This window comes from Enterococcus sp. DIV0236 (assembly GCF_050558525.1).
In the GTDB taxonomy this organism is placed as follows: domain Bacteria; phylum Bacillota; class Bacilli; order Lactobacillales; family Enterococcaceae; genus Enterococcus; species Enterococcus faecalis.
The window spans coordinates 849544-864917 of sequence record NZ_CP187891.1 but is presented as its reverse complement, the minus strand read 5'-3'; the positions used below and the strand labels follow the sequence as shown (position 1 = coordinate 864917).

19 protein-coding genes are annotated in these 15374 nt (G+C 35.5%); 7 read left to right on the top strand and 12 right to left on the bottom strand.

Features of this window, described 5'->3' with window-relative positions:
* Window positions 1-17: 17 nt before the first annotated feature.
* The 5 genes from IGK27_RS04260 to IGK27_RS04240 form a co-directional block, all read right to left on the bottom strand.
* Window positions 18-242 carry a hypothetical protein gene (locus IGK27_RS04260; RefSeq protein ID WP_002358104.1) on the bottom strand — a complete coding sequence of 75 codons (225 nt, stop codon included), beginning with the start codon at window positions 240-242 and terminating at the stop codon, window positions 18-20.
* Window positions 239-538, bottom strand: a complete 300-nt coding sequence (locus tag IGK27_RS04255) for a hypothetical protein (RefSeq protein WP_010773942.1) — start codon at window positions 536-538, stop codon at window positions 239-241. Before IGK27_RS04255 ends, IGK27_RS04260 begins: the two co-directional genes overlap by 4 nt.
* A 66-nt stretch (window positions 539-604) precedes the next feature.
* On the bottom strand, window positions 605-793 hold the full coding sequence (locus IGK27_RS04250) for a hypothetical protein (protein WP_267589453.1): 189 nt from the start codon (window positions 791-793) through the stop codon (window positions 605-607).
* Between the two features lie 7 nt (window positions 794-800).
* Window positions 801-1130 (bottom strand): DUF771 domain-containing protein, encoded by a 330-nt coding sequence (locus IGK27_RS04245; RefSeq protein ID WP_002358109.1) that lies wholly within the window; start codon window positions 1128-1130, stop codon window positions 801-803.
* Window positions 1131-1142: 12 nt separating this feature from the next.
* Window positions 1143-1334, bottom strand: coding sequence for a hypothetical protein (locus IGK27_RS04240; protein ID WP_002371609.1), 192 nt, complete (start codon window positions 1332-1334; stop codon window positions 1143-1145).
* Window positions 1335-1623: 289 nt separating this feature from the next.
* Here IGK27_RS04240 and IGK27_RS04235 point away from each other — a divergent pair, with 289 nt between their 5' ends.
* From IGK27_RS04235 to IGK27_RS04215, 5 genes are all read left to right on the top strand, one after another.
* Entirely contained in the window at window positions 1624-1965 is a 342-nt protein-coding gene (locus tag IGK27_RS04235; RefSeq protein WP_002396425.1) for a helix-turn-helix domain-containing protein, read from the top strand.
* 27 nt (window positions 1966-1992) lie between these two features.
* Complete coding sequence (locus tag IGK27_RS04230) at window positions 1993-2388, top strand: ImmA/IrrE family metallo-endopeptidase (protein WP_021164535.1); 396 nt, start codon at window positions 1993-1995, stop codon at window positions 2386-2388.
* Window positions 2389-2475: 87 nt separating this feature from the next.
* Complete coding sequence (locus tag IGK27_RS04225) at window positions 2476-3060, top strand: hypothetical protein (protein WP_002371612.1); 585 nt, start codon at window positions 2476-2478, stop codon at window positions 3058-3060.
* A gap of 98 nt (window positions 3061-3158) precedes the next feature.
* A complete protein-coding gene (locus tag IGK27_RS04220) occupies window positions 3159-4082 on the top strand; it encodes a hypothetical protein (protein WP_228462995.1) in 924 nt (307 codons plus the stop codon).
* A gap of 92 nt (window positions 4083-4174) precedes the next feature.
* A complete protein-coding gene (locus tag IGK27_RS04215) occupies window positions 4175-5305 on the top strand; it encodes a site-specific integrase (protein WP_267589454.1) in 1131 nt (376 codons plus the stop codon).
* A 223-nt stretch (window positions 5306-5528) separates the two neighbouring features.
* Here IGK27_RS04215 and IGK27_RS04210 read toward each other — a convergent pair whose 3' ends face one another.
* From IGK27_RS04210 to IGK27_RS04200, 3 genes are all read right to left on the bottom strand, one after another.
* A complete protein-coding gene (locus IGK27_RS04210) occupies window positions 5529-5714 on the bottom strand; it encodes a hypothetical protein (protein ID WP_002384733.1) in 186 nt (61 codons plus the stop codon).
* Window positions 5699-6211 (bottom strand): enterococcin EntV, encoded by a 513-nt coding sequence (gene entV, locus IGK27_RS04205; protein WP_002358120.1) that lies wholly within the window; start codon window positions 6209-6211, stop codon window positions 5699-5701. Before entV ends, IGK27_RS04210 begins: the two co-directional genes overlap by 16 nt.
* A 359-nt stretch (window positions 6212-6570) precedes the next feature.
* On the bottom strand, window positions 6571-6774 hold the full coding sequence (locus tag IGK27_RS04200) for a DUF378 domain-containing protein (RefSeq protein ID WP_002381996.1): 204 nt from the start codon (window positions 6772-6774) through the stop codon (window positions 6571-6573).
* Between the two features lie 194 nt (window positions 6775-6968).
* Here IGK27_RS04200 and IGK27_RS04195 point away from each other — a divergent pair, with 194 nt between their 5' ends.
* Both IGK27_RS04195 and IGK27_RS04190 read left to right on the top strand, forming a co-directional pair.
* On the top strand, window positions 6969-7262 hold the full coding sequence (locus IGK27_RS04195) for a hypothetical protein (protein ID WP_002358125.1): 294 nt from the start codon (window positions 6969-6971) through the stop codon (window positions 7260-7262).
* Window positions 7263-7275: 13 nt separating this feature from the next.
* Window positions 7276-7554, top strand: a complete 279-nt coding sequence (locus tag IGK27_RS04190; RefSeq protein ID WP_002363681.1) for a hypothetical protein — start codon at window positions 7276-7278, stop codon at window positions 7552-7554.
* Between the two features lie 21 nt (window positions 7555-7575).
* On the opposite strand, the gene srtC is transcribed toward IGK27_RS04190, so the two are convergent.
* The 4 genes from srtC to ebpA all read right to left on the bottom strand — a co-directional run bounded on the left by srtC (window position 7576) and on the right by ebpA (window position 15305).
* On the bottom strand, window positions 7576-8433 hold the full coding sequence (gene srtC / locus IGK27_RS04185) for an Ebp pilus assembly class C sortase (RefSeq protein ID WP_002360607.1): 858 nt from the start codon (window positions 8431-8433) through the stop codon (window positions 7576-7578).
* A gap of 93 nt (window positions 8434-8526) precedes the next feature.
* On the bottom strand, window positions 8527-10410 hold the full coding sequence (gene ebpC, locus IGK27_RS04180; RefSeq protein WP_002402863.1) for an endocarditis and biofilm-associated pilus major subunit EbpC: 1884 nt from the start codon (window positions 10408-10410) through the stop codon (window positions 8527-8529).
* Entirely contained in the window at window positions 10407-11837 is a 1431-nt protein-coding gene (gene ebpB / locus IGK27_RS04175) for an endocarditis and biofilm-associated pilus minor subunit EbpB (protein WP_002371618.1), read from the bottom strand. Before ebpB ends, ebpC begins: the two co-directional genes overlap by 4 nt.
* 3 nt (window positions 11838-11840) lie before the next feature.
* Window positions 11841-15305 (bottom strand): endocarditis and biofilm-associated pilus tip protein EbpA, encoded by a 3465-nt coding sequence (gene ebpA / locus IGK27_RS04170; protein ID WP_154230782.1) that lies wholly within the window; start codon window positions 15303-15305, stop codon window positions 11841-11843.
* Window positions 15306-15374: the final 69 nt, after the last annotated feature.

Sequence of the window (15374 nt, the reverse complement as noted above, 5' to 3'; positions counted from 1 at the left end):
ATCAAATTCAGGCATTTTCACCACTCCCAGAATATTTTCGTTTTGTTTTCTTCAAGTTCAACGTGATCAAATCCTTCTGTTTCTAATTGAGATAAAAACGTTGATGTAAGACCTTTACTATTCACCACGCAACTTGTATTACCATTTGATGCTGCAGTTCGAATTGATTGAACAATTCTATTTTGAGCATTTGCTAACATTAATTCGTAAACATCATCACTTAAACCTCTTACTTCAATCATTGCAGTTCACCTCGTAAAAATGCAGTTAGTAGTTCATCCATAGATTTTTCATTTGCAGCATCTTCGGCTTTTTCTGCTACGCATTCTGGACAATCACAAGGTTCGCTTATATTTAATTGCTCTTTTAGATCACCTACAAGTTTTTGCAAGAGTATAGCTAACCCGATAACTGAACCACAAAACGCCGTACTTCCTTGACCTGTTTCAAAATTTGTAGCACATAGAAGAAGTTCAACATTCTGTGCCTTACATTCTTTTTCAAGTTCAATAATCATTCTTTCAATTTTTCTATTCATGTGGTACACTCTCCTTGAATTTGATATTTGTAACTGACCTACTTTGATGGCCGTCGAAGTGGGTCTTTATTTTTGTTTTTTTACTTCTCGATCTTCCAACGCTAAATCGTAGTAGAGCAACCAAATGATAAAAGCTGCTATATATATGTTTTGGATTAATGTACCAATATTGCCACCTACTAAAAGCCCCAAGCCAAAAACGATTAGCAATGCTGCTATACGTCTTAAATGATAGATTTTTCTCAATGTGATCATCCTTTCTTTAAAAACGATCTTTCGTCTCCATGAATTCTTTCCAATGAATATCTATAAAATGAGCGGTCATCTTAGCATGAAACTTCCAAGGCATCCCTTTACTAGTTGGGAACTTTACGAATCCGCCGTTTCTTATATCTACCTCTTCGCGATATTTATAGAAAACGAGTTTCCAGTCACGTATATCTTTCCCACCTAGGCGGTTAGTAACATCTTTTGCATTCCACGTCTGACCAATTAAGGTTTGATTTTCTAATTCTAAAATCTTTGCCTTTTCAATCAGAATCAAATTAGACGGTATCTCAATTGAAATTTTTGATTCTATCAGTTGCGTCATCTTACTGCCCCCCTATCTAATTTTGTAGTATTCAATAATTGCGGTTAGCGTTTCATGAGCCTTTTTACTTTGATTTTTCCCAGAAAGATAATCATTCAAGTCTTGTTTTGGAATATTGAAGTATGTTGCTACAGTAACTAAAGAAATTCCTTTTTTATCAAAGTATTCACGAATTTTAGTTCTGCCTGTCGTTGTGTCTGGCATATTATTTATCCCTCCTTTTAATAGTTAGTAAGTTAATTAGATAGAATTGTATAAAATTGTTGACTGAACACTACACTATAGTGTAGTATATAGACATACGAAATAAGCCTATAACAAAACCTTTATTATGCACTCGGTCGCCAAACTTAATGCTATAAGGTGTGTTTTTAGTTTGCTTTTTTCTATCCAATTAACTTACAAGAACAATATACACTATAGTGTTGTATTTGTAAATAAAAAACTACACTTTTTTATTGTTTTTTTGTAAGAATTTAAGGAGAATGCTGATATGACAGTATTTGAACGTGTCAAAACACTTGCAAAAAATCGATCAAAAACTATGAAACAAGTAACATTAGATTTAGGATATAGTGAAAACTATTTCTATAGTCTAAAAAGTGGCAAACAGCCATCGGCTGAAAAATTAAAAGAATTAGCTGACTATTTTAACGTGTCTGTAGACTATTTACTTGGTAGAACTGAAAACCCCAATCCAGTCGACAAAAATCAACTAACAGTCGAAGAAGCTTTATCATCTGTTATGAGTAGTGACGGAAAACCGCTGACTGAAAATGATAGAGAAATTTTGTCAGGCATTATTGAAGCGTATTTGGAGAAGAAAAATAAGTAGGTGTTGTTGTTGAGGAAACAAATTGAAATGATTGTTAAAGAGTTAGGTGTAATCATCTTAGAAAAAGAGGATTTAGATGCAGATGGACATTATATTGCGTCGATAAATACCATCGTTTTAAAAGATTCTTTGGACGAATGGAATAAAAGAAAAACCCTTCTTCATGAATTAGGCCACGCTAGCGAACATCAACATAACTACCAATTATATAATTTAGCTTTTTCTTTACATTCTAAAATGGAGCATGAAGCTGATGTATTCATGATTGACAATCTCTTAGATGATTATATGTCTAAAACTGGTTTAACTGTTGAACAAGTTAACTATATGCGTTTTATAGAAGATGCTGATATTGATGCACGTTATGAAGAGTGTATAAGAACTCTTTTGTTTAATAAACTACGAAGAATTAATTTTGCATAAAAAAAGCCCGCGTGGGGACACGGACTTCAACCTCATTTCGAGATTTAGCTGATAAAAATATTATAACAGAAATGAGGAATTTTAAAAATGAAAATAGGTAAATTGTTTGGGGTATCACTAATATCTTTTGCCATTTTAGCTGGGTGTTCATCAACTAATAATAACACGGCAGAAGTAAATAAATTAAAAACAACTGTATCAAGTTTAAAAGAGGAAAATAAAAAATTAAGCACAAAAGCTAGTCAGCTTGATGAAATACTAGATGCTTTTGGAACTTCCGATTCTAGCAAATCAGATGAAAATAGTACTGGTTCATCCAATACTTTGAAATTTAATGAATCTGGAACGTTTGGTAGTGGTGAGAAAATCACAGTAATTTCTGCTGAAGATGCTCCTAACCACCAATTGCATGAACCAAAAGATGGTGAACATCCAGTGGAAGTAAAAGCAGTTGTAGAGAATACCACTAGTTCACCTATCAGTTTTAATGTTCAAAATTTTGCTATGTATGATAACAATTCAGAATTAGCTGATTTTGATGCTAGCACTTATCAAAATAACATACCTAATGATATAGCTGCCGGAATGAAAGCTAATATAACTTTTTACTTTTCTTCAAAAGGTTCTGGACCATATGTTGTTACATTCGGGGACGGCATGTGGAAGCAATAAGTATCCCCTTCTCTGGTGAGTTCTAGCATGTTCGATTCATGCTAGGGGCTTTAGTTATACATTAAAACATATAACGTAATTTATCATGAGGTGATCATTTGTTAAACGAAATGGAACAGAAGGAATTTATTAAAAAAATAATTCCGGCATTTTCACAAGAGTATGTTGAACGACTGCTATTGCTCTATCCTGAAGCTTATAAAGAAAATCCCGAAGCTTTTCCGCTTGCAAATTTAAAAGGACTTGATATTTATTTGGTAAAGACTGATCAAAGAATACTTACAAGTAACTTTTTTGTTATCTTGAATTTAGGAACTGGTATTATACATGATGTTTGGGAATTACCCAACTCATATTATTCTGATTTTAAACACTTTTCCGGATCTCATGATTTCATCTCTTTTGTTTTAAACAAAGAGTTTGGGATACAAAATATATATCTTATTTCAAATTTTTTCGACAATTACTTGAGTGGTGCATGGGGAGATACTTCGGTAGAGGAATATATCGATATTCAAAAAGAATGGTTAGGTTATATGGCTAGAGAAAAACTTCTGACTGATGCTAGAAAATTTATAGGTCATATAAATTTACCTTCTTCTTATTATGCCAAGGATGCTTTTAAATATGCATACTCAGATTTAGATTTCGATCCAATAATTAAAATGGTTAACGATTCTGATTTTGAATATGCGATAAATGAGAGTTTAGCAGCATATGATCATTCTCTTTATCTTGCAGCAACTGCTACAGCAGGAACAGCTATGGAAACTTTAATAAAACGTATTTTAGAACTTGAAAATTCACCTGTTTCTGAAAATGAAACTACTGAACTTGGAGAATTAACTGGCCGCTTACGTAAAACTAAAGTTATTAACAGAAGGGATAAACGACGTATAATGCTAGCAGCTGATTTCAGAAATCTTGCTTCACATGCAAATAAAGGCAGAGTCATTCGACAAGATACTAAACTAATCTACCAAGAGATTTTCAATTTAGCTTTAAACTACTTTGAAAAATAATTTTCTCCTTTACCAATGAATACACTTTTATATCATAATATATAAAGTATAAAAAATGCATAATACTTCGATAAAGTATTGGAGGTGATACAATGGCAAGCATAAAAAAATTGAAAAGCGGATGGCAATTTCGAGTCTCTTATAAAGATAAAGATGGCCGATATAAAACAAAAAGCGTCAATGGCTTTTCAACAAAAAAAGAAGCGCAATTGGCAGCATCAGAAATTGAAGCTAGGTATTCTAAAGGATACTCACTAAAAGAAGGCGAAAAATTATTTCATGAGTATTTTCGAAACTGGTTTGAAGTTTACAGGAAAGGAAAGTTATCACAAGACAATGACGGTGATATTCGTCGGGCTGTTGATTTTAGTGAGAAATATTTTCCTGATACAAAATTAAAAGAATTGACTCGACAAGAATATCAAAAGGCCCTGAATGACTATGGGGAAACACACGCTACAGCTTCAGTAAAAAAACATCATACGTATATGCGAGCTGCTCTTAAAGATGCTTTGGAAGAAGGCATTATTCATAGAGACCCTACCTATCGAGTACAAGCTATAGGCAAAAAGAATCCTAAGCACGAAGAATTGAAATATTTGAATTATCAAGAATCTATCCATCTAGTTCACAAAATATTAGAAGGTATAAAACCCACTTATACTTCTCGATTTATTATTCTGTTTGGTATTGCGACTGGTTGTCGTTTTTCAGAAATTATAGGCATGACTTGGGACTGTATCGACTTCAAAAATAAAACTGTAAAAGTAAATAAAACATGGGACTATAAATATACAAATACATTCTCTAATACGAAAAATTATCAATCAAAAAGAATAATCACTATTGATGATGATACGCTCGATTTATTAAAGAAATTACAGTTACATCAAAAAGAATATTATTTAAAATCTGGTCTACGCAACGAAAATAATTTAGTATTTTTGAATGACAATATGGAACTTGTATCGAATACAGCTGTAAATAAAGTCCTTCGTAAATTCTGTAGAAAGATCGGTACAAAAGAATTGACTTGTCATGGTTTAAGGCATACCCATGCTTCAATAATGTTGTATAAAGGAATAAATATAAAATATGTATCTCGTCGCCTTGGACATAAGGACATTGTAACCACTTTACAAACCTATCAACACATTTTAGACGAGATGGAACAAAAAGAAAGTAATGCTGTTAATGAAGTGATGAAACAAATGTATGTATAATTTTTTTGCATTATTTTTGCATCAAGTAGTTAAAAACAGCCATAAAACCAGCATTTACAAGCTAGGTTTTACGACCGCCGTCTCCATTTTTAGAAAAGTAGAGAAAAACAAAAAAGAGCTAAAACCTTATAAAATAAAGGTTTTAGCTCTTTTTTTCTATAAGCAAGAGAAGGCTCGTTACCTCCTCTTACACTTCCTATCACATTATCTTTCTAAAACCACTTCATTTTCTTTTTCTATTGGTGATTTTGGGTATTGCATAGAACATGGCTAAAAATATTATTGTTATCAAAAGAGTTTTTAAGATTTCAATTTCTCCTGAATCTATCCAAGTATACACAAAAGCGATGATAAAAGTAATTACTATTTCCGTAACATGATCTTTTAAATTCATTAGCTTAGCCCACATTGAACTGCCCATAAAGCTAGTTGTCCAGCTACAATAATAGCATTCGTCTTTAACCCATTGGCTTTAGCGAAGCGTAATACAGTCACTGCTAATTCTTTCCAGGCTTTCTTTTGTGCAGCTTTTACAATTGCGCTGATACTAATCATTGCAAAAAACTCATCTTTGATTTTGTTAGCAACGCAACTTCCTAATGCATTCCAATTAAAACGTGCTTGAACTACTGTTGAAGCATCAGAAATATTTACATTTAACTCTTCCTCAACTGAAGAAATCTCTTGCTGAGCAAAATTATTTTTGACATAGTTTTTAAAGTTATCTTCCGTCACTCCATTCGCATACATTTCTTCCAGTCCTTTTGCTACAGCCTCAACTTCTGAATCCTCTAGCTGGTCAGATGCATAAACACTTGTACCAGCGCTGATAAAAATACCTAATGTCATTAGTAATGCCATCGCCAAACAAAAAAATTTAGCCTTTTTTGTCACCTGTAATTCCATAAATAAATCCCTACTTTCTTTTTCCTTGTTATAATCATAACAAGGAAAAAGATAATTTATCATCAAAATCCCTATTTGATGCTTATATTTTCCTATATATCCTAGAGCTGATTTTTCTCACTAGTGATCACATCAATTTGAACTAATGATTCAAAAAAAGACACAGGTTATTTGAGGTACGTTCGAGGTAATGCTAGGTTCTATTTTGAAAACAACGCAGCTCTCTTGAAATATTTTTTGAGCTTGTCTAAACCTTCTGAAACGAATATAGAAAATAAAAAAAGAGTCCCCTTTCTCAAGGAAACTCTCAATTGCTAAGTCAAAATAACTTCACGTTATCTAAATCTTTTAAATCAATCCTATGGTTCGCGGAACAAAGGAGCTAAAAACTTAATAGAATAAATCGCACAAATTCCGACAATAATATAGATAATTTTTGCTAATGGTGTGGTTGCACCGCCACTAATTGTTGCAACTAAATCAAAATTAAATGCACCAACTAATAACCAGTTTAAACCTCCGACAATCAATAAAATTAAAGCAATAATATCCAGATATTTCATTTTTAACACTCCTTCCAAATTTGATAAGCCAAGAGTAACACGTTTATTCTTTATTTACGAAAATAATGATTCAGGAAAAAAACTTTTTTCAATTATTTTCTCGAATCATTTTTTCGTTATTAAGAATTTTATGATATAACTAAAGAGTAGACAAAAACAGATTCATTATCTCTGATAAGAAATGGTGGTTTATTATGCGTGCTAAGTTATTTTTAATTTTGCGGAATCGAGTGTTATCCCGTGTTGTCTTTGTCATTCTATTTTTACATGTGCTTTTTACCACAAATGATTTCACGGTGTTGCTGCTCCTCTTACTATTGAATTATTTACTCACGCTTGAGGATAGCGCGAAAAAAAACAGAAAAATCCAAACTTGGCAGGAATTTAAACAGTCGATTGATTGGCCCTTTGTCGCTTTTTATTCAGGGCTTGCTCTTTTAGTTATTTCGTTAATACTTCTGTTTCTCTGGTTCAATTATGCACGATAAGGAGGATTAAAAATTGAAAAGCTATTTTTTTACTCTTTTTTTTAGTATGTTTAGCCTTTTCGTCATACTACTTTGGTTTTCTGGATATGATAGTAAGGGATTTCTATTGGCCCTTACAGATTTTCTAGGTTTTTCTATTATTCACCAAACGCCTGTGCTGGATACTTATTATTCCCAGCAGCCTTTAACAACCAGAATGTTGATTTCTTCTGGGCTTCATTTTTGTACTTATTTTTGCTTAGGTTTGGTCATTGATTTACTACGTAAAGGGTTTAAAAAAATAAAAACATAGTCACTTTTATTATACGAATCGTTAATTTCCATGCTTTCTGGTCGTCTTTTTCCGTCGCTTGTACCAGATAATGAAGCCGCTAATAATTAACGCACAGGCAATTAAAAGTAATGTCCATAATAGTAAATTTTGTTGTTGTGCCACTTTTTTCATCCCCGCTGCTGCTTTTTCTGGTTGATATGGGATACGATGTCCTCGAACTAATAACCGATGACTGTTTATCATATACGGTGTGCAAGTTAATAAAGTGACGAGATCTTGGCCAGACTCAATGTGTAAATCTTTTGTATCAGTTGGTTCAACGGTTTTTATTTGATCCACTTGATAAGCGAGCGTCTTCCCATTGACTTCGATATAAAATTCATCGCCTTTTTTTAATTCTGGCAAATCTGTAAATAATTTGGCTTGAGGGAGACCACGATGGCCTGAAATGACCGCATGTGTATTCGCACCACCTGTAGGATAGGAGGTTCCTTCTAACAAGGAGCTTCCTTTTTCCAATAGCAATGCATTCGTTTTATCAAAAATTGGTAAACGGACATTTATTTTTGGAATGGTTAAAACACCAATCGTATGACTTTCAAAATAGGATTTGTCTGGTTTTTTCGTTGTTTTTTGCGTTTCAGAAAAAGGATCTAATCCAGGATTGCTGCCTTTTTTCGCTAATTCTTGGTTTTTCTTTTCCATTTTTTCTTGAAGTTCAGCCATTTCTTTGGTGTTTTCTTGGCTTGCTTTTGCTTGATAATGAGCGATAATTTGTTGATCCAGATAGTTATTTAATGCATCGCTAACAAAAGGATACGCAAATGCACCTATTCCAATAATCAGTAAAAGAATCATAAAACCATCAATGATACGACGTTTCTTTTTTGACTTCATTGCTTCCTCCTTAAAAATAAAGCATGAGAGCCTGGGACAGTGATTGGCCCAGGCTCTTTGTTTTTCTAAAAATTTCTTCGGTGATGCTAGAAATTAAGCATTTTCTTTTCTACGTCTAGCAAAGTAGACTCCTGCAATAAGTAGCAAGACTGCGCCACTTCCTAAGTAAACGTAGATTCCTTTGCCACCTGTTGAAGGTAAGGTACCTTTGTGTTTGTTTGGTACTTTTTCTGGTGAAACTAGGTTTTCTGTTGTGCCATATGATTGTTCATTGACCACAAATTCAATCCGATTTGTTAACAAGACATAATCATCAGGAGCTACAGTTTCTTCTAAATAATAGGTACCGTATTTAAGCCCTGTGATATCAACTAATCCATCAGCCGTTGTTGTAAAAGTAGTTGCTTCAGCTTTTGTTTTCACCCAAGTTGCTGCTTTCGTTGTTTCATCGATTTTCAAATAATTTGCTGTGTCGCTGTTTTGATCACGGACGACAAAGGAAGCTCCCGCCAAGGCTTGTGTCGCTGTCACATCGCCATCGACTTTAATGAAACGTTTCCCACCTGTCACAACTTCAACAGTTGGTGGTGTTTGGTCGTCGGTATGACCGTTATCAACATTCGCCTCATTTTTAAAGCCTTTCGTAGGATCTGCTTTTTCATTTAAATGCATAAAGTAAACGAATTTTAGTGTGCCGCCTGGTGTTAGCGTAGGAATATACGCTGGATTAACGGCGACAGTGAAGCCATTTGCTTGTTCAGTCACTTGGTAATTTTCAGGAGCGATCATTGTATCCCCATCATATAACGCATAGGCATACTCTCCAGAAGTCACGTTATCAAAAGTTAAGGCTGCATCATGTTTATCAACTAAATTGAATTTGACGTATTTATTAGCGTCGCCTTCTTTGTCTGCAATCCCCAATGGAATATTTACAGAAATTTGATATTTAATTTTTTCGCCAATTGCCACATCTTTACCATCTAAGTTTGGTGTTGTTTTATCAACTTTAGAGGTATCATTTTTGACTGTTTTTTCAACAGGTGTTTGATTGTTTGCTTCAATTGTAAATGGTGTTTTTGTTTGATTTTCAATTAATTCTGCATTATTTGGAGCTTTTACTTCTTCTAAAATATACGAACCAACCTCAAGATTTTTAACTGTTAATTCTCCCGTTCCATTCTCTGCTTCTGTGAAATCATTTTCGCCAATTTCATAACTTTTCCCAGTAATAAAGCGTTTTGCTTGTTCTTTATCCGTTGTCCATGTATATAATCCATCTTTGACTCCTTGGATATATTTTACTGTGCCTGGTGAGCCTTCGCTTTTGGAAATAACAAATTCTGCGCCATTTAATCCTTCATTTTCAGCAGTTCCTACTTTTTTCACATGTAAACTACCATCATTGGCTACCACATTTTTAGGATAAATATGAACAACCGCTAATTCTTCTGTTCCATATTTATAGGAACCATCTGCTTGCTTGATCATTTCGTAAACTGGGAACGCCACCACCATATTCGTAGCAGCAACTACACCCTCTTTTGGTTCTTCTTTAATGGTATACACTGCATCTTTACCATTTTGTTTTTTAGGTAACTGAACAGTGACATTCCCATTTGCATCGGTGGTTCCTTGAGCAACAGGTTTCCCAGGAGTTAAACTTTGGACAGCTTGTTTAGCTGCATCAACGCTTGCGCCTGCCGCTCGTTGCTCGTAAAATTCGCTCGTCACGTTATAAATACTAAACGTCACATCTGCCAGTCCTTGATATTTATCAAACTCGCTCATTTCTTTCCCGCTATTTTGAATAAGCGGATCTGGTAAATCCGTCATTTTCTTTTTGTGAATCACGAGCTGTGCGCTCTCCCCATTTTCTTCTGCAAATGCAGTTGTTGTCCCTAATACACTTGTGAAAAGTGGCAAAATTAGTAACAAGGTACTAACGGCGTACCAAACTTTTTTTAATTGCTTCATTTTCTCTCTCCTCTTTTTTGTTTTTGATAAAATAGCCAAATGACTACCAGCCCAATGATTAGCAGGCCTGCAATCGTCAACCAAATAGAACGTTCTTCATTTGTTTTTGGTAAGAAGCCTGACTCTTTTACTTTTTTATTGATTACATGTAACGGTGCTGTTCGTTGTCCGTTCGTTGCATAAGAATTTTTTTCCACCGTAAAAGGAATTTCTGTTTGATTCAGAAGATAACCTTTTGGTGCAGAGATTTCTTCCAAGAAGTACTGGCCATCTTTTAAGCCTTTAACTGAAAATTCACCGGCTTGATTAGACGTGAATTTTTTAGCTAATGCTTTTTCTTTTTGCCAACGATACCCGTTTGCTGTTTCATTGAGGTATTCCCCCGCTTGATTTTTGACGATAAAAGCAGCCTCTGGCAAGGTGATTTTCGCATTTTCACTATCAACTTTGACAAAAGACTTGCCGCCTGTACGAACTGCGGCTCTTTTAGTCAAGGTATGCTTGTCCGTGACTAATTGTCCTTCGTTGTTAATCGCAGTGTCTGGTTCAGCGGTCTTTTCTAAACGCATTTGATACGACACAGTCATTGTTTGATTTGCAAAGTTTTGTAAGTCTTTAATTGAAAAATCAAGCGTAAATCCATGCTTTTGCGTCGTCAATGTGTAACCTGTAGTAACTGTTTTTCCAGCCACTTTTACCTCAATTGATTCTGGTAAAAGTGTCAACGTTGTATCCGCCTTATCTGACAAACGGAATTCCTGATATCCTAAAATATTCGCTGGAATCTGAGTCGTTAACTGATAGTTAATGTGCTCTCCTTGATTAAAGCCTTGTTGCTTATCGAGTACCGTTTTTTCAAGTGGTGGTAAGTCATAGGCATTTTCTTCATTTTTTGGATATAAATGAATATGCGTTAACGATTGCCCTTGTGGATCTTGAACAGGCAAAATCACTACTAGGTTGCTAGCTTTTTCCTTTACCACTTCTGGTGCTTCCGCTTCAACAAATAAATAGGCTTTATCTCGTTGCTGCGAATCTTTGCTAGCTAATGAAAAAGAAACCACTCCATCTTCTCCATTTATTGTCTGTGTTTTATCTTCTGCGATCGGTTTTCTATTCATTGCACCGGTTTCTGCTAATTGACGCTGTGCCTCTTGGACCGTTTTTCCTTCAGAACGAAGCTGATAAAACGGATCCGTCACATCATAGACTTGATAAGTGACGTCATTTAAGCCCCGATAATTTTGAAGCAGCGTTCCCTCTTCCCCTGTGTTTTGCTGCTGTTCTGGTAATTGACCATCAGGGAACAATAATTTGTGCAACGTAACTTGAACGCTTGCTTGCGATGCCTCTGCTAATGCTTGCTGTGAAAACCCGAAAAGAGCGAGTAGCATGACGCAAATACTTAACCAACGTGCGTTTTTCATTGATTACACACTCCCTTCTGGTCGTCTAATAAAGAGATAAACACCCGCTATCACGAATGTACTAATCGCTATCAAGTAAAACCACAAGCGTCCTATGCCACCAGTTTCAGGTAAAGGAACCTTTGCTTGGTTCGTAACATCTAAAGTAATTTGATTATTCTTCTCTCCAGAAATTAAAACATCTGCTACTTTTTCCCCATCTATCGTGACTGAACCATCTTCACGAATTATTAATTCGATTGGTTCTTTTAACCCCTGATATCCTTCTGGCGTAAAGGTTTCTGTTAGGACATATTTCCCTGGTTTTAAGTTTTCAAAAACAAAAGTATCCGTTTCTTTGCCATCTTTTGGTAATTCAATATCCGTATCTGGTCCTGTTAAACGGAATTTCGCTCCTTTAAGTGGCGTCTGATTATCGGCTTTTTTATGAACCGTTAAGTCAAAAGGTTTCAAATGATTTTGATGTGTCAGTGTCCATTCTGGCGCATTTTCTTCAATATTTTTGCCTGCATAGTGAATTTCCCCATATTTATCAACAGTAAATTCATAATTTCCAGCAAGAGTGTCGTAGCCTAATGGTCCTGATTGTTCCACCATTCGATACTCACCAGGTTCACTAATTTTAAAATAGCTCAATCCTGCAGTATCTGTTTTTTGAGTTGCCACAGTTTGGTAACTTCCTTGAGCATTTTTTCTTTGCAACGCAAAAGTCGCCTCTGCTAAGTTCACTTGTTTGCCATTTTGCATGGTGTATTTTCTAATTCTGATTGGCAAAGAAGAAAATTTATTTTCAATTTCCAATGGAATAACTTGATTTGTGGTGGTCACTTCTTGTCCATCGATGCTTACTTTGCCTTGCTCATTCACCTCAATTTGCCAAGTCGTTTTCTTACCTAACTCATGTCCTGCAGGTGCTTTTACTTCAGTTAATGTATAGCGTTCCCCTTTTTGTAGGCGCACATCTTTTGGCAAGGAATAGCTCCCATCTTTATTGTCCACTAATGTTGTTTGAACATTTTTACCACTCAATTCAAAGACGGCTCCCACTAAGTTTTTCTCACCTGAGGAAGAATTTTTGATTACTTTTAAATCTAATGGCTTGAACTGCTTCGTGTTTTTCCAAGTAGTATCGTCGATTTTTTCTTGACTGTAACCAGGAACTGCTAATTCACGGGTTGTTTGATAATTGAAAGCTTGTCCTTGATTGTTGTATTGGGGAAGTCCAAGAACTTCTTGATAGCTTTCATCCGCGGTTTTGGAAAGTTGGGTTACATTTTTGCGCTCCCAACTATTGCTGGTATCATTTTCTGGTTTTGATAATTTAATATACCCAGTTTGCCAGTTGGCTGTGTCAGTTACTTGCTTTCTACTAATTTCATAAATCACGTTATCTGGCCGACTTATTGGGTCTTGATCATACTCTTCCCAGATTTTTTTCACGTTTAACTTCACGCCAGGTGCTTTTCCCGAAGGAACCCCAAAATCAACTTTTTCAGGGGCCGTGGCTAATGGCTGAAACGTTGTCCGACCATTCATTTGATACCAAAAATCAGGTTTGAAGTTTTCTGACTCTGTTTGAATACGTACTTGATAATGAATTTGAATTTCTTGCCCTTTACCCAAATAAATCTCATTACTATTAATTGTAGCGCCTGTTAGCGACACTTCTGGTAATGTTTGAACCTGAACAGGACCCACACTTTTCATTGATAATGTATTTGGCTCGTATTTAAAAGGTTCAGCAATTGGATCAACTACTTTTCCGTTTACAACCGTTCCTGAAATCTGAACGGCTTTTTTCGCTAAATAATCAGAAATGTCTGGTGCATAATCCGCGGATTCATAATAAAGGTCTCCATTTTCATCGGCTGACACCATCTCACGCATTTTATCTTCAACTTGTTGTTTAGATAAATTAGCTCGTGGATCGCTTTGCAATTGAATGCCCAATCCATGTATTTCAATCCCACGTTGTTTTAAGGCCATTGCCTCACCTATCGTGGCGATAAACGTACTGTTAATCCGTTTATTGATATTGTTTTGATCTGGCGCATTATAGCTACCAGAGATATAAGAAGTGCTACCTGGTTGATCTTGTCGATTCGTAAATTGTGTCCCGTAAAAGCGACCATCCGCCTCTGTTTGAACTCGACTCACTTTATAAGAGAAGGTTGGGACGCCATCCGTTAAAAGTACAATGACTTTCTTATGTCCATTTGGCGTTGCTAACATATCACCAGCATCTCTTAATGCTTTTTGAGTGAAAGTTCCTCCTCTAGTGCTACTTGGCGTAATATTTTTAATTGGATTTTTGACTGTATCAAACGGTCCCATTTGAATGGCGTTGTTATTATAACCGTCACTTGAGTAGCCAACATAGCCCATGTTGATGTTATTGGTAATACCGCTATCTGCCAATGTATCAACAAAACGGTTCACTCCTTTTTGAACTTCACCAATCCGATTGTTTTCATTCATACTTCCGGACCAGTCAACGACTAAGACCAAATCCAATGGCGTGATTTCTTTCTGAACATTCCCACGCACATTAAGATATACATCAAAAAGCCCTGGTGTTGTTGTTTCTCTAGCATATTTTCGGATGGCATAATCGGCTTGGTCTCCTGTACCGCCATACTCAATATAAGAATTTGTGCGATTAGTAGGGTCCCCATTCCAACTCGTTTGGCCGTCCCATTGTGCACTACCGTCTTTATTCCCTTGATGGTTTAACACATTTTGATTGCCTGTGGGCTGCCAATTAGCTGTCGGATAAGTCCCAGAATTATCCGTCGTGTATTGTGGTGCAATTAAAGGCAGTGCCAGATTCGCTCTCAAAGTAGCTGGCGCCATTCTTGCTTCTGCAAATGGATTGGTTACCTCTTCTGCTGCGGTCGGCTGTTCTGTTTTTTCTGGAGCCGAATCATTTTTGTTAGTTTCTTTCGTATTTTCTGGTACAGTTATTTTTTCTGGTTCAGTTGATTCTTTAGCAGAATCCTCTACTGTTATTTTTTCAGAAGTAACTGAAACATCATATTCGTTGTTTTCATACAATAACTTAGGTGGCTGAGCTGTTTGAAGCGAACTTTGCTCAACAGCTAACGAAAGCTGTACCGGCTTTTTTACTTGTGCGTCCAAAGTCAGATAAAGCGTACCATTAGTCACTTGGTAAGAATATCCGTCTTTTTCAATTACAGCAGTATCCATGAACTGTGCATTTTTCAATTGAATTTCTCGTTGTAATGGCTGCTCTGTTTGGTTGAGAAGATTTAACTCGATATTAATATTCGTTTTATCATTCTCATCTGTTATCATTTGAGCGGATGTAATTTCAACTTCTTTGGCTGTTTCTGCATAGCCAACGAGCGGTATGAAATAGGATGAGACAAGTAAAAAGACTACGCCGAAAACCCCAAATTTCTTTAGTAATTTAATGTCTGTTCTCTCCTTTCTTTTATGAATTAACAGTTAAATTAGAATTGCCTAGCACGTAAAATTTCATTATTCTAATCTGATAATTATTATACAGAGAAGGAG